General features: G+C 32.9%; 14 protein-coding genes. 4 read left to right on the top strand and 10 right to left on the bottom strand.

Annotated elements, in window-relative coordinates:
• Nucleotides 1–16: 16 nt before the first annotated feature.
• The 3 genes from infC (at nt 17) to rplT (ending at nt 1,305) form a co-directional block, all read left to right on the top strand.
• Nucleotides 17–517, top strand: a complete 501-nt coding sequence (gene infC / locus VLC96_RS02125) for a translation initiation factor IF-3 (protein WP_325260400.1) — start codon at nt 17–19, stop codon at nt 515–517.
• Nucleotides 518–615: 98 nt separating this feature from the next.
• A complete protein-coding gene (rpmI, locus tag VLC96_RS02120; RefSeq protein WP_081907210.1) occupies nt 616–813 on the top strand; it encodes a 50S ribosomal protein L35 in 198 nt (65 codons plus the stop codon).
• A 147-nt stretch (nt 814–960) separates the two neighbouring features.
• Nucleotides 961–1,305 carry a 50S ribosomal protein L20 gene (rplT, locus tag VLC96_RS02115; RefSeq protein WP_035633036.1) on the top strand — a complete coding sequence of 115 codons (345 nt, stop codon included), beginning with the start codon at nt 961–963 and terminating at the stop codon, nt 1,303–1,305.
• Between the two features lie 116 nt (nt 1,306–1,421).
• On the opposite strand, the gene VLC96_RS02110 is transcribed toward rplT, so the two are convergent.
• Together VLC96_RS02110 and aspA are read right to left on the bottom strand one after the other, a co-directional pair.
• The gene (locus tag VLC96_RS02110; RefSeq protein WP_325260399.1) at nt 1,422–2,480 is read right to left on the bottom strand and encodes a type II asparaginase; all 1,059 of its coding nucleotides are present in this window, start codon (nt 2,478–2,480) and stop codon (nt 1,422–1,424) included.
• Between the two features lie 150 nt (nt 2,481–2,630).
• Nucleotides 2,631–4,040, bottom strand: coding sequence for an aspartate ammonia-lyase (gene aspA, locus VLC96_RS02105; protein ID WP_325260398.1), 1,410 nt, complete (start codon nt 4,038–4,040; stop codon nt 2,631–2,633).
• Between the two features lie 605 nt (nt 4,041–4,645).
• Here aspA and VLC96_RS02100 point away from each other — a divergent pair.
• Nucleotides 4,646–5,449, top strand: a complete 804-nt coding sequence (locus VLC96_RS02100) for an endonuclease/exonuclease/phosphatase family protein (RefSeq protein ID WP_325260397.1) — start codon at nt 4,646–4,648, stop codon at nt 5,447–5,449.
• A 62-nt stretch (nt 5,450–5,511) separates the two neighbouring features.
• On the opposite strand, the gene VLC96_RS02095 is transcribed toward VLC96_RS02100, so the two are convergent.
• From VLC96_RS02095 to tgt, 8 genes are all read right to left on the bottom strand, one after another.
• Complete coding sequence (locus VLC96_RS02095) at nt 5,512–6,774, bottom strand: asparagine synthetase B (protein WP_325260396.1); 1,263 nt, start codon at nt 6,772–6,774, stop codon at nt 5,512–5,514.
• A gap of 97 nt (nt 6,775–6,871) precedes the next feature.
• Nucleotides 6,872–7,537, bottom strand: coding sequence for a response regulator transcription factor (locus VLC96_RS02090; protein WP_325260395.1), 666 nt, complete (start codon nt 7,535–7,537; stop codon nt 6,872–6,874).
• 3 nt (nt 7,538–7,540) lie between these two features.
• Complete coding sequence (locus tag VLC96_RS02085) at nt 7,541–8,206, bottom strand: sensor histidine kinase (RefSeq protein WP_325260394.1); 666 nt, start codon at nt 8,204–8,206, stop codon at nt 7,541–7,543.
• A gap of 305 nt (nt 8,207–8,511) precedes the next feature.
• Nucleotides 8,512–10,056, bottom strand: coding sequence for a replicative DNA helicase (gene dnaB, locus VLC96_RS02080; RefSeq protein ID WP_325260393.1), 1,545 nt, complete (start codon nt 10,054–10,056; stop codon nt 8,512–8,514).
• Between the two features lie 140 nt (nt 10,057–10,196).
• Nucleotides 10,197–11,150 (bottom strand): acetyl-CoA carboxylase carboxyltransferase subunit alpha, encoded by a 954-nt coding sequence (locus tag VLC96_RS02075; RefSeq protein ID WP_325260392.1) that lies wholly within the window; start codon nt 11,148–11,150, stop codon nt 10,197–10,199.
• Between the two features lie 170 nt (nt 11,151–11,320).
• Nucleotides 11,321–12,202 (bottom strand): DMT family transporter, encoded by an 882-nt coding sequence (locus tag VLC96_RS02070; RefSeq protein WP_325260391.1) that lies wholly within the window; start codon nt 12,200–12,202, stop codon nt 11,321–11,323.
• Nucleotides 12,189–13,277, bottom strand: coding sequence for an LptF/LptG family permease (locus VLC96_RS02065; RefSeq protein WP_325260390.1), 1,089 nt, complete (start codon nt 13,275–13,277; stop codon nt 12,189–12,191). The genes VLC96_RS02070 and VLC96_RS02065 overlap by 14 nt, the downstream gene beginning before the upstream one ends.
• A 90-nt stretch (nt 13,278–13,367) precedes the next feature.
• Nucleotides 13,368–14,498 (bottom strand): tRNA guanosine(34) transglycosylase Tgt, encoded by a 1,131-nt coding sequence (gene tgt / locus VLC96_RS02060; protein ID WP_325260389.1) that lies wholly within the window; start codon nt 14,496–14,498, stop codon nt 13,368–13,370.
• Nucleotides 14,499–14,527 lie beyond the last annotated feature (29 nt).

Raw genomic sequence — 14,527 nt, 5'->3', positions numbered from 1 at the left:
AAAGGATGCACACAGAATAAATAATTTTATTCGCGGTGTACAAGAAGTAAGACTAGTAGGTGAAAACATCGAGCCAGGAGTTTTTAAACTTGCAGACGCTTTACGATTAGCTGACCAATTTGAATTGGACCTAGTTGAGATTTCACCAAACGCAGAGCCACCTGTTTGTAAAATAATGGATTACAAGAAATTTGTTTACGAACAAAAGAAACGTGATAAGGCTCTAAAAGCAAAATCTACTCAAGTAGTAGTAAATGAGATACGTTTTGGTCCTCAAACTGATGAGCACGATTACGAATTTAAGAGAAAGAATGCTGAGAAATTCTTAAAAGAAGGAGCTAAATTAAAAGCTTTTGTTTTCTTTAAAGGGCGTTCGATTATCTACAAAGACCAAGGGCAAATATTGCTATTAAGATTGGCAACCGATTTGGAAGAACATGGAAAAGTTGAAGCAATGCCTGTTCTTGAAGGAAAAAGAATGATTATGTTTATTGCTCCAAAAAAGAAAAAACAGTAATCAAGCAATTTTAGCAAAATAGTTTTAACGCTAAATATTATTAATTGCTAAAAATAAATAATAAGTAAGTAAGGATAAATTAAAAACACTAGGAAAAAATGCCTAAAATGAAAACCAAATCTAGCGCCAAGAAACGTTTCAAAGTTACTGGTTCTGGAAAGATTAAGAGAAAGCATGCTTTCAAAAGTCACATCTTGACTAAAAAATCTAAAAAACGTAAATTAGCTTTGACTCACTCAGCGCTAGTTCACAAATCAGATGTAAGAAGCATCCAAAAACAATTAAGAATTATCTAACAAAAGTATCAAGTCTTAAGAATTAAGTATTAAGATTGAAAGCTTATAGATTTCTTTAGGTTAAAACAAATTTAATAACCTTGGAGTATGGCCAATAAGTTCCTTTGATTAAATTCAGGACGCCTGCTACAAAAAAAAAGTAAAATTATGCCAAGATCGGTAAATTCAGTTGCAAAAAGAGCAAGAAGAAAAAAAATAATGAAGCAAGCCAAAGGTTTCTTTGGTAGACGTAAAAACGTTTGGACAGTTGCAAAGAACGCGGTAGAGAAAGCAATGTGCTACGCTTACCGTGACAGAAAAGTGAATAAAAGAAATTTCCGTGCATTATGGATTCAACGTATCAACGCTGGAGCTAGATTGGAAGGAATGTCTTATTCTCAATTCATGGGTAAAGTAAAAGCTAACGGAATCGAATTGAACCGTAAAGTTCTTGCAGATTTGGCAATGAATCACCCAGAAGCTTTCAAAGCAGTACTTAATAAAGTAAAATAAACGTTATATAAACTCAATTTAGAATTACTTACTTATATAAATGCCCAATCATTCTTTGATTGGGCATTTTTATTTTGCAACTCAGCTACTTTGTAAACCATCACAAAATCGCCATTTTAATATTCAAAGAAATACTGTTGTATTTTTTCTCTATCGGTTGTTTTTGTTAAAGCTAACATCAATAAAACTCTAGCTTTTTGAGGACTTAAATCATCTGAAACAACGAAACCAAGTTCAGCATCTTTTACTTCATTTTCTAAAGTGATTCTGCCCGACCCTGCTCTCCCGGAACGACACACCAATATTCCTTTTTTGGCTGCATCTGCCAAAGCCTTTCCAACAGGTTCACCAAAATTACCATTACCCATTCCGGCATAGACAATTCCGTTTACATCTGAAGTTATAATTCCTGTAACCGATAGCGGACTTGCATCTGCATATCCATAGACAATTTCAACTTTTGGTAATGAAGTAAGATTAGTAACATCAAATTTATCTGAAGGATTTCTAAGTGATTGATAATAATAATTTACCTTTCCATCATAAATTAATCCGATAGGACCAAAATTACGAGATTTAAAAGTCTCCAGGTTTGTAGTACTGGTTTTGGTTACATCCCGGGCATCAAAAATCTTTTCATCCATAGCTACAACCACACCTTTTCCTTGACTTTTAGGGCTTGCTGCAACCATTACAGCATCCAATAAATTTCTATTTCCGTCTTGACTCATCGCTGTTGATGGGCGCATAGCACCAACTAATACAACAGGTTTATCAGACATCACCGTTAAATCCAAAAAATAAGCTGTTTCTTCTTGTGTATCGGTTCCGTGAGTAACGACTACAGCATCAGCTTCATTTTTTTTAAAAATTTCATTTATCCTTTTTGACAATTTCAACCAAGTCTGCACATTCATATCCTGACTACCAATCTGAGCGATCTGTTCACCTGTTATTTTTCCATAATCATGGATTTGAGGTACAGCATTCAATAAATCGTCAATTGGAACTTTTCCAGCTGTATATGCGGCTTTTGTTGAAGATTGGCCTGAGCCAGCAATAGTTCCTCCTGTTGCCAGAATAATAATTCTTGGCGAAGTTTTAGCTGCTTTATTTTGCGCCTGCACTGATAAGGCAAAAGCTGAAATCACAAATAATAAAATAATCTTTTTCATATAGCTTTTATTGATTTATATCGGTCTTCACTAGGCTTGGGAATAATTAACTTGGCTCTAAGTTTTTATCAGAATCTCTAACTTTGGTTCTTGTATCTCATCAGCATTATTATTTTTTGTATTTAATATTTCAATTCAAATACATTGTGATTATGAAGTAATGAATTTAGGACTGATTAAATTTTCTAACGAATAAATTTCGTCCCATTTATCTTGTGTTATTAATTTACGTTCGATAACTGCAATTTGATGAACGCTCTTTCCGGTCTTTAAGGCCTCTCCTGCTATACTTGCGCTTTCTTCGTAACCTAAAATTGGATTTAACTGCGTGACAATTCCGATACTATTCATTACCATGTTATAGCAATGTTGTTCATTGGCAGTAATTCCATTAATACATTTATCGATTAAAGTTTGAATGGCATTTGTCAAATAATCCAAAGATGTAAACATTGCAAAAGCAATCACTGGTTCCATAACGTTTAATTGCAATTGACCAGATTCGGCAGCCATGGTTACGGTTAAATCTTGACCAATCACATAAAAGCAAGTTTGATTGACAACTTCAGGAATTACAGGATTTACTTTTCCTGGCATAATTGAAGATCCAGGCTGACGTGGTGGCAAGTTAATTTCGTTTAATCCAGTTCTAGGACCTGAACTCAATAATCTCAAATCGTTACAAATTTTTGAAATCTTAACAGCTGTTCTTTTCATTGTTCCCATAATTTGAACATAGGCTCCGGTATCTACGGTAGCTTCAATCAAATCTGGAGAAAGCGTTAATGGAATTCCAATTTCTTTTGCTAAATAATTAACACATATTTCAGGATAACCTTCGGGAGCATTTACTTTGGTACCTATCGCTGTTGCTCCCATATTTATTTCTAAAACCAAACTTTGGGCATTTCGCAATTGTCTAATATCTTCACCAATTGTTGTAGCATACGAATGGAATTCCTGCCCTAAAGTCATTGGAACTGCATCTTGCAATTGGGTACGACCCATTTTTAAAACCCTGCTAAATTCATTTCCTTTAGCAGTAAAAGCGGCTTCTAAATCTTCTAAAACTTTAATAAAAGATTCCATTTTTAAATAAACTGCGATTCTGAAAGCCGATGGATAAGCATCATTCGTTGATTGAGAACAATTGACATGATTATTAGGATGAAGGAATTTATACTCTCCTTTTTTATGGCCTAAATATTCTAATCCAATGTTTGCGATAACCTCATTGGCGTTCATATTTACAGATGTTCCAGCACCTCCCTGAATTAAATCACTAACGAATTCCTGATCAAATTTCCCTGCTATAACCTGATCACTGCCATAACAAATTGCCTCAACAATTTTTGGATTTAAAGCACCGCAATCGAGATTGGCCATTGCAGCAGCTTTTTTTACATATCCCAACGCTTTGATAAATAAAGGTTCTTTGGAAATTGGAATCCCTGTAATATTAAAATTATCTACAGCTCTAAAAGTCTGAATCCCATAATACAGATGATCTGGAATTTCTAATTCGCCCAAAAAGTCATGTTCTTTTCTCGTTGCTCCCATAAAAAAATTAAATTATTAGATTAATCGCCTTTCGAGTCCTTAACTCAGTCTGTAAAAGCGAGACTAAAGTTAATAAATTACAACAAAAAATGCTATTTTTATTTTAATTTAATAATTAAATCTTTAAAAAATACATATAATTAAAGAATCATTCATTTTAATATGAATATTATTATGACGAATTATGGTTAACAGAGGTTTTAAGATAAAAAAAACAGTCTAATTGTGTGATCCATGTCATACTGAAATCCAGAAATTTTTTGTTGGACACATTGGATAAAATAGTAGCATTGAATATTTTTTTTCAAAACATTGTATTTGATATTAAAGAATTTTAATTAACACAATATTTTAGCAACATCGCCTTATAAAAATACCTTCAATCAACATTTATAAATGATAATCATCATTTTAAACTATAAATATCACTCAACAAAAGAATTAAGATTTTAAAGATTCTGGTATTTGTTCAGCAAAAGTTTAACGTAGGTTTGATATACACTAATTTATAAAAAATAATCTCAACAAAATGAGTCAACACTTTTGCCAATGGATAGACTAGTACTATTTTTGCAATCCCAATATCTAAGAATTATTTTTGCACCATGAACAAAATCTACTATCTGTTTCTTTTATTTTCTTTCAATCTTTTTTATTCTCAAACTAAACTCTTGTCGTGGAATTTAGAAAATTTTGGAAAATCCAAATCCAATCAGGAAATTGTATTTATTGCCAATACAATAAAAGATTATGATATAATAACAATTCAGGAAGTTGTAGCTGGAAATGGCGGTTCGCAAGCAGTTGCAAGGCTAGCAGATGAACTTAACAGAAAAGGAACTCAATGGAGTTATGTAATAAGCAATCCTACTTCAAGCACTGCTTACAAAACGGAACGATATGCTTTTCTTTGGAAAACTAATAAATTAAAACTAAAAGGTAAACCTTGGCTTGAACAAAAATACCACGCTGAAATAGAACGTGAACCTTATTTTGCAACTTATGAAATCAAAGGAAAGACAATAACTATCGGTTCTTTTCATGCTATAACCAAAAGCAAACAACCAGAGACTGAAATAAAATACTTCAAACTTTTGGCTCAGGAATATCCCAATTTAAATTTGCTTTTTACGGGCGATTTCAATTGTCCTCAATCTCATACGGTTTTTAGTCCATTAAAAAATATGGGATATCCTTCTATTTTAAAAAATCAAAAGACATCTTTAAAAACAAAACCAAAAGGAAGCAATTATTTGGCATCCGAATATGATAATATGTTTTACAAAAGAAATTCTATAAATTTCATCAAATCGGATGTGATTTTGTTTTATAAAAATTTTATTTCATTGAAAGAAGCCCGAAAAATATCTGATCATCTTCCGATTTGGTTTGAATTTTCTTTGAATTAAACATTAGGCTATTGGCAATTAACTTTTTGCTAATATCTATGTAGACTGAGGATTAAACCAATTTAGGTTTTTTGCTTTTTCTTTCTGGCAGCAGGGAACAAAACGTTATTTAAAATCAAGCGATACCCTGGAGAATTGGGATGCAAATCTAAAACTGTCGCAGGATCTCCTACCTGATGCTGATAATCCTCAGGATCGTGACCTCCATAAAAAGTAAACATTCCTTTTCCTTTTTCGCCATGTATGTAACGAGCTTCACCGTCGAGTTCGCAAGTTCCCATTACCAAAACATTAGATTTCACCAACTCAGAATCGAATGCTGTGGTTTGTCCCATAAATCCCTTGATTAATTGGGTATGATTTTGACACAACATACTTGGAATAAAATCCCATTTGGCTGAATATTCCATCAAAGTAAAATAATCTTTATCCATCGGAATTCTTCTTTTTTCAGTCATATCAATATCTGAAAACTCATAATGCTCTGGTTTTCGATCCAAAGTGAAATTTTTGAAAGCAAATGTATTATTGAAATTCAATTTAGATTGATAATTAGCCTCGCTTGGATCACCATCAAACATCGATTCACAAATATCAACCCCATCAGCAGCCAGTGCAATATCAAAACTGTCCGTAGCAGAACACATTGCAAATAAAAATCCTCCTCCTATTACAAAATCACGTATTTTTTTGGCAACAGCTCCTTTTTCCTGAGACACTTTTTGATAGCCTAATTTCTTAGCGAATTCTTCGGCTTCTCTTTTTTGTTGAATATACCATGGAATGTTTTTGTAAGCTCCATAAAATTTTCCATATTGTCCCGTGTAATCTTCATGATGCAAATGCAACCAATCGTACAAAACCAACTGATCACTCAATACTTCTTCATCATAAATTGGAGTAAAAGGAATTTCAGCGTAAGTCAAAACCAATGTTACAGCATCGTCCCAAGGTTGTTTCCCTTTTGGTGTATAAACAGCTATTTTTGGGGCTTTTTCAAGAATAACATTCTCCATATTTTGAGATGGGCTAGAAATCTCATTTTGAATTGCTGCATTTTCAGCATCTGAAAGCACTTCAAAACTTACGCCTCGAATTTGGCATTCTTTCCTAATTTCTTCGGCATCTGGTAATAAAAATGAACCGCCGCGATAATTAAGTAACCAACTTGCTTTATAGTTTTTGGCCAAACACCAATAGGTAATACCGTATGCTTTAAGATGATTTTGCTGAGTCGTTTCATCCATTGGCAACAAAATAAAAGATGCTCTGATTGAAAACGACATTAGAAAAATAAAGGTAAAAAGAAATATTTTGCGTATCATTTTAAAACTATTTTAAAGCAAAGATAATGGTAAGCAATCAAAGTACTTATTTTATCTTTTATAATCTTGCAAAGTAAAACTTTTTCGAAGAATTCTATTAAATATCCAAAGAAACTAATTCATTTTGGATAGCAAACACAACCAATCCAGCAATATTTTTAGACTCTGTTTTTAGCAATAAATTATTCCTGTGTCCTTCGACAGTTCTAGGGCTAATGAAAAGTTTTTCTCCGATTTCGATCGTGCTTTTTTGTTTGCAAATGAGTTGCAAAACATCCATTTCTCGGGAAGTGATGAAATTACTATCAAAACTACATTTAGATTTTTTATTGGCAACAATATCTTTCTGAATAATATTCATCACATATTCCGGATAGTAAAAACCTTTTGCAGCAACTTCATTGATCGTGGCAAATAATTCCTGTGGTGTGGCATTTTTTACCAAATAAGAAACAGCACCAACATCAATCATATTGGCTATAAATGACTTGGAATCATAACTGGTTAAAGCAATGATTTTTATGTCTGGATAATCTTTTCGGATGATTTTTGTGGCTTCAATTCCATTAAGAAAAGGCATTTTCAAATCCATGATTATAATATCAGGTTTGGGATTATTACCTTTTAAAAACTCAATCAATTCAAGCCCATTTGAAGCTTCAAAAAGTGGAACAATATTTTCTTCTCTGCTTAATAAAAATGAAATCCCTTTTCTAAACAGAACTTCATCATCAACCAAAATTATTTTTATTTTTTTATTCATATTTTAAAAATTAAAAGCTACAGAAATCCCTTCACCCATTTGTGATTTTACCGAAAGATTTCCCTCTAAAATCGCTACTCTTGCTGCGATATTTTTCATTCCAAGTCCTTCACAATTCTCTAACTGATAACTATCAAAACCATTTCCATTATCTGAATATCTGCATGTATTTTCACCCTCAATTTCATCAAAAGAAATAGATATCGACGTCGCTTTTCCGTGTTGAATAGAATTTGATACTAACTCTTTTACAATCCTAAATACGTGGACATGCCTGTCATTGTCATTAAAATTAAATTTTAAATTATTTTCATACTGAATGACAAGCGATGGACTGGAAAATTCTGCACATAATTCTTCAATTCCTGCATGAAGTCCAAACCTTTCTAAAACTGGCGGCAATAAACTATGCGTCATTTGTTTAGAACTATTCAACGCTTTTGAAGTGTATTCAATTATGTTTTTAGTGATTTCTTCAATTTCTTTTTGTGTCAAATTTGGAATTTTTAACAAATGACAATTTAAAGATATAACATTTAATTTTGATTCGATATCATCATGCAGCCCTTGTGCAATGCGCTTTCTATCCAATTCAAGCATACGAATTACAGCAGATAAATGATGGTTTTGAAAAACATCTAAATCCTGAAGCGCCATTCTTTTTTTCATATTTATTTTAAATAAAAGTATGAATACAATTTTTGTTTAACGCAATTAAAAAACTCACACTTATTATTTTTTACAACTAATAGCATAAATTATACCAACTTAGATAAAAAAATATTCTATTTAATGCAGGGAGATTAAAAACGTCTAGGTAGAAACGTTTTTTATAGCAAATTATTACTTGAGCATCTATTTTCAAAATCTGTTAACTATACTTTATAATAAAAAAAAACAGCTGCAATAATTGCAACTGTTTTTCTTGTATATTTTAGTGTAAAATAGGAATGAATCTTCTTGGATCAATTATTTTAAAAAGGAACATCACTATCGTCATCGTCATCATTAAAATTGCTTCCAAAAGCTTCGTTTGCCGATGGCAGATTTTTGGTAATGAATGAACTGTCGTCATGATTCATGCTCGAAGGCAAGTCATCATATCCGCTACTATAATCATCTAAATTATCAAAACGCCCTAAATGTCCAATAAATTTCAAACGAACATTTTCGATACCACCATTTCTATGTTTTGCAATCATGATTTCTCCCTGACCAGCAGTTGAAGAAGCTTCTTCATCATCCCATTCATCAATTTTATAATATTCTGGACGGTATAAAAACGAAACGATATCCGCATCCTGCTCAATAGCTCCAGATTCACGAAGATCCGAAAGTAACGGTCTTTTGCTCGATCCACGAGTCTCAACGGCACGCGATAATTGCGAAAGTGCAATTACAGGAACATTTAACTCTTTTGCCAATGCCTTTAAGTTTCGGGAAATTGTAGAAATCTCCTGCTCACGATTTCCTCCGCCTTTACCACTTCCTCCGGCGGTCATCAACTGCAAATAATCAATAATAATAATTTTGATTCCGTGTTGTGATACCAAACGTCTAGCTTTTGCTCTTAAATCAAAAATAGATAGAGAAGGCGTATCATCTATAAAAAGCGGTGCTTTTTCTAGATTCTTCACTTTGGTACTCAACTGTTCCCACTCGTGTTTTTCTAATTTCCCAGTACGCAGTTTTTCAGAAGACAAACCAGTTTCAGAAGAAATTAACCTTGTGATCAATTGAACTGATGCCATCTCTAACGAAAATAAAGCTACCGGATGCCCATAATCTATCGCTATATTTCTAGCCATAGATAAAATAAAAGCTGTTTTTCCCATCGCAGGTCTCGCAGCAATAATAATCAAATCACTTGGTTGCCAACCTGAAGTAAGTTTATCCAGTTTATGAAAACCAGTCGCTACTCCACTTAATCCTTCCTGACCTGCAATTTCTTCAATACGTTTTTTTGCTTGTAGTACTAAACTTTGAGCAGTTTCGGAACTACGTTTGATATTTCCTTGAGTAACCTCATAAAGTTTGGATTCTGCCTTATCCAATAAATCAAAAACATCGGCAGATTCATCATAAGAGTCTTCTATAATTTCAGACGAAATACGAATCAAACTTCGTTGAATAAACTTTTGAAGAATAATTCTAGAGTGAAATTCAATATGTGCTGATGATGAAATTTTTTGCGTAAGCTGAATAAGATAAAAATCACCTCCGGCTAAATCTAACTTTCCATTTTTTCGAAGTTGAGCCGAAACTGTTAATAAGTCGATTGGTTGTGTGTCGTTGAATAATTGAACAATGGCTTCAAAAATATATTTGTGGGCGTCTTTATAAAACGCATCAGCCTGAAGGATGTCAATTACATCATCCACACCTTTTTTATCGATCATCATTGCCCCAAGAACTGCCTCTTCTAAATCTAATGCTTGTGGGGGTAATTTTCCTTTTTCTAGGTTTATTATAGTTGTTTTGTCCACTTTAACTGGACTTATATTTTTGAAATTTTCCATGAAACGAAATTAACTAAAATTAAAAAAAAATCACAATTGAGTTATTACATTTTATTGTTTATAAATACTTCATTTTTGTTTATAACCAAAAAAAAATCCGAAACTATAAGGCTTCGGATTAAGATCTTAAAAATGGTTGTTTACTCTTTGAACTCTCCCATTTTAGTGTATTTATCCATTCTTTGTGCGATTAATTCTTCTGTTGATAAGTCTTTCAATTCATTATACCCTTTCATTATGTATTGCTCTACTGTCGCGAAAGTAGCCTCTCTGTCATAATGAGCTCCACCTAGTGGTTCCGGAATAATATCATCAACTAATTTTTGTTTTTTCATATCTGCTGAAGTCAGTTTTAATGCTTCGGCTGCTTGTTCTTTGTAATCCCAGCTTTTCCATAAAATAGATGAACAAGACTCTGGCGAAATTACTGAATACCAAGTGTTTTCTAACATATAAACGCGATCTCCAACACCAATTCCTAATGCTCCTCCTGAAGCTCCTTCACCAACAATAATGGTAATGATTGGCACCTCTAAAAGAACCATTTCGAAAATATTTCTTGCAATGGCTTCACCTTGTCCGCGTTCTTCAGCTTCTAGTCCTGGATAAGCACCTGGGGTATCTACTAAAGTTACAACAGGTATTCCAAATTTCTCAGCCATTTTCATCAAACGCAAAGCTTTTCTATAACCTTCAGGATTTGCCATCCCGAAATTTCTATACTGACGTGTCTTAGTATTAGTTCCTTTTTGTTGGCCAATAATCATAAACGATTGTCCGCCAATTTTTCCCAAACCACCAATCATTGCCTTATCATCTTTAAAACCTCTGTCACCATGAAGTTCCAAAAAAGTGTTTCCACAAAGTCCTTTAATATGATCAAGCGTATATGGTCTACTTGGATGCCTTGACAATTGAACACGTTGCCAAGCTGTTAGGTTTTTATAAATGTTCTTTTTAGTTTCCTCTAGCTTTTTATTGATTTGTTTACATGTATTTGTAACATCAACATCAGACTCTAAACCAATAATAACACATTTATCTAATTGCTCTTCAAGTTCTTTTATAGGAAGCTCAAAATCTAAATATTCCATAGGATTTGTGCGAATTTATTATTTTTCGTTTTTAATTTTGGAACTGCAAATATAAAACTTAATCTCGTTATACACTTACTTTTTTATCAAATCTAAGTTTATAAAATTCTGAGTTATTAAATTCCTGATTTTCAATTTCCAAATTATATAATTATTCAATTATCTACTATCTAATCTTCCTTTCTGTAATGTTTTATGATACCATTCAACAATACAGTAATCACAATTACAACAGCACCAATATAAAATTCTGTACTCATTTTTTCTTTTCCACCAATGATGAAATAAGCCAATATTATTCCGTAAACTGGCTCCAAATTGGTAGTTAACATTACTGTGTATGGAGATAATTGGCGCATCACTTTTACCGAAGCTGTAAAGGCATAAGCCGTACAAACCGAAGCTAAAATTAAAATCAAAATCCAGTTCTTAGCAGACAATATGAAAAAGTCAGCAGAGAACGAACCTTTGAATAAAAAATAGATTGATATAAAAACAAAACCAGCCAAAAATTCGTAAAATGAAATTACCGCTGGATCATGATTTACAATTAATTTTCCGTTCATCAAGGTGAATAAAACACCTAATATTATGGAAACCAAAGCTATTAACATTCCGTTCCAATAATTAATTTCGACTTGCATAATTAAACCTAAACCGGCAATGATAATTAATCCAAAAAAGACTTCGTACCAAAGAACTTTTCGCCCATAAAACAATGGTTCCAGCAATGAAGCAAAGAATGCTCCCAATGAAAAAACCGACAAGGTAATCGAAACGGTAGATACTTTTATAGCTTCAAAAAAGAAAATCCAGTGCAACGCAATTAAAAGTCCGACAAATAAGAACCTCATCAAAACTTGTGGTGTCACTTTAAAAGATTTTTTCTTCAGCTTAAGAAAAAGCCCTAAAAAAACAGCAGCAAACAACATTCGATACCAAACTAAAAAATCGGCCTGAATGGTTATTAATGCTCCTAAAATCGCTGTAAAACCCCAAATAAAAACAATTAAATGAAGATTAAGGTAACTTTTTAAATTATCGTTTTGCATTTCGTAGTAAATAAACTGCTAGTATTCCAAAAACTATATTAGGCAACCAAACCGCCAATAGTGGCGAAAAACTTGATTTTTCGGCTAATACTCCAAATATTTTATCAAAAAAGACAAATGAAAATGCAACTGCAATTCCGATAGCCAGATTGACTCCCATTCCCCCTCTTCGTTTCATTGAGGATACCGAAACAGCTATAATTGTTAAAATAAATGCCGATACAGGAACACTATATTTTTTATACAAAACAACTAAATACACATTAATATTTGAAGACCCACGCTTTCTTTCTTTGTCGATAAAAGCATTTAAATCACCCAGACTCAAAGTCTCCGCAATATAAACTACAGGTGCCAAATCTTCGAGATCAAAACTGAATTTCATCTTCTTTTCGGCTGCCTTTTCAATTATATCATTTACTGGGCCAACCGTTCTTTTGGTGTAATCATACAATGTATAATTCTTTTCTTTCGGATTCCATTTGATTCGGCTAGCAGTAATTTTGTATTCTAATTTTTCTTTTTTAAATCGCTCCAAAGAAAAATTAAAAGCCATTTGCGTCTCATTATTGAAGCTATTAACATAGATAAAATCATTGTCATTGATTTGTCGATACACGTCTGTATTGTCACCGCGCATGAGTTCCTTTCCATTATTCCGCAGATAGGTATATCTAAAATTATTATATCCTTCGCTAGATACAGGAATCACCCAAAATCCCATCAATAAAACCAAAACAGAAATAATAGATGCTCCAATAATATAAGGTCTCATAAACCTTGTAAAAGAAATTCCCGAACTTAAAATTGCAATAATTTCAGTATCATTTGCCAACTTGGAGGTAAACCAAATAACCGATATAAACAAAAATATCGGAAATAGGTTATTCATAAAGTAAATCGTGAAGTGGTAGTAATAAATGGCAATTTTTAAAACCGGCACTTGGTTTTGAAGCATTTTATTAATCTTCTCTGATACATCAATGATTATCCCAATAGGTGCAAATAACAAAAGCATCACCGCAAAAGTGACTAAATATCTTTTTAAAATGTATCTGTCAATTATTGTTAGCATATTTTTTAGTTATAAATTATAAATTATGAATTATAAATTGAGAGCAACACAAGCTAACTCATAATTTATAATTCAAAATTCATAATTATTTTAAAGTCTTTGGCTCATATTTTTTACCATCATTTCTTTCCATGGTTTGAAATCGCCTGCTAAGATATGTTTTCTGGCTTCACGAACCAACCACATATAGAAACCTAGATTATGAATTGTAGCAATTTGTTTCCCTAAATATTCATTGGCAGCAAATAGATGACGTAAATATGATTTTGAATATTCAATATCTACAAAAGTGTAACCCATTTCATCAATTGGAGAAAAATCAGCTTCCCACTTTTTGTTTTTGATGTTGATCGTTCCATTTGCAGTAAATAACATTCCGTTTCTGGCGTTACGTGTTGGCATTACGCAATCGAACATATCAATTCCAAGTGCAATATTTTCTAATATATTTATTGGAGTTCCAACACCCATTAAATAACGAGGTTTGTCTTCGGGTAGAATTTCGCAAACTACTTCAGTCATTGCGTACATTTCTTCTGCTGGTTCTCCTACTGAGAGTCCACCAATAGCATTTCCTTGCTGTCCTGAATTTGCAATATACTCAGCCGATTGTTTTCTTAAATCTTTATACGTACTTCCTTGTACAATTGGGAAAAACGTTTGCTCATAACCATATTTAAAAGGCAATTTATCCAAATGATTGATACATCTGTCCAACCAACGGTGTGTCATGTGCATCGAACGTTGTGCATAACGATAATCGCAAGGATAAGGCGTACATTCATCAAAAGCCATAATGATATCAGCCCCAATGGTACGTTGAATTTCCATAACATTCTCTGGCGTAAAAAAGTGATACGAACCGTCAATATGTGATTTGAACTTCACTCCTTCTTCCTTAATTTTTCTATTTGCCGAAAGGGAATACACTTGATATCCTCCAGAATCAGTCAAAATATTACGATCCCAGTTCATGAATTTATGCAATCCACCCGCTTTTTCAAGAATCTCCGTTTGCGGACGCAGATATAAGTGATAGGTATTTCCGAGAATAATATCTGGATTTATTTCTTCTTTTAGCTCACGTTGGTGTACTCCTTTTACAGAGGCAGCTGTCCCAACGGGCATAAAAATTGGTGTTTCAATAACACCGTGATCAGTAGTAATACTTCCCGCACGAGCTTTTGATTGCGGATCCTTCTTTAGTAAGTCAAACTTCATCTGTTTCTTTTTTCAGTCGGCAAAGATAG

Source organism: Flavobacterium sp. (assembly GCF_035456085.1).
In the GTDB taxonomy this organism is placed as follows: Bacteria; Bacteroidota; Bacteroidia; order Flavobacteriales; family Flavobacteriaceae; genus Flavobacterium.
Note: the sequence above shows the minus strand (reverse complement) of the source record. Positions and strands in the feature narration are given on the sequence as shown.

Bases quoted from the DNA above. Each gene is read 5' to 3' on its own strand.
- rpmI (WP_081907210.1), top strand. From the start codon at position 616: ATGCCTAAAATGAAAACCAAATCTAGCGCCAAGAAACGTTTCAAAGTT.
- rplT (WP_035633036.1), top strand. From the start codon at position 961: ATGCCAAGATCGGTAAATTCAGTTGCAAAAAGAGCAAGAAGAAAAAAA.
- VLC96_RS02110 (WP_325260399.1), bottom strand. From the start codon at position 2,480: ATGAAAAAGATTATTTTATTATTTGTGATTTCAGCTTTTGCCTTATCA.
- aspA (WP_325260398.1), bottom strand. From the start codon at position 4,040: ATGGGAGCAACGAGAAAAGAACATGACTTTTTGGGCGAATTAGAAATT.
- VLC96_RS02100 (WP_325260397.1), top strand. From the start codon at position 4,646: ATGAACAAAATCTACTATCTGTTTCTTTTATTTTCTTTCAATCTTTTT.
- VLC96_RS02095 (WP_325260396.1), bottom strand. From the start codon at position 6,774: ATGATACGCAAAATATTTCTTTTTACCTTTATTTTTCTAATGTCGTTT.
- VLC96_RS02090 (WP_325260395.1), bottom strand. From the start codon at position 7,537: ATGAATAAAAAAATAAAAATAATTTTGGTTGATGATGAAGTTCTGTTT.
- VLC96_RS02085 (WP_325260394.1), bottom strand. From the start codon at position 8,206: ATGAAAAAAAGAATGGCGCTTCAGGATTTAGATGTTTTTCAAAACCAT.
- dnaB (WP_325260393.1), bottom strand. From the start codon at position 10,056: ATGGAAAATTTCAAAAATATAAGTCCAGTTAAAGTGGACAAAACAACT.
- VLC96_RS02075 (WP_325260392.1), bottom strand. From the start codon at position 11,150: ATGGAATATTTAGATTTTGAGCTTCCTATAAAAGAACTTGAAGAGCAA.
- VLC96_RS02070 (WP_325260391.1), bottom strand. From the start codon at position 12,202: ATGCAAAACGATAATTTAAAAAGTTACCTTAATCTTCATTTAATTGTT.
- VLC96_RS02065 (WP_325260390.1), bottom strand. From the start codon at position 13,277: ATGCTAACAATAATTGACAGATACATTTTAAAAAGATATTTAGTCACT.
- tgt (WP_325260389.1), bottom strand. From the start codon at position 14,498: ATGAAGTTTGACTTACTAAAGAAGGATCCGCAATCAAAAGCTCGTGCG.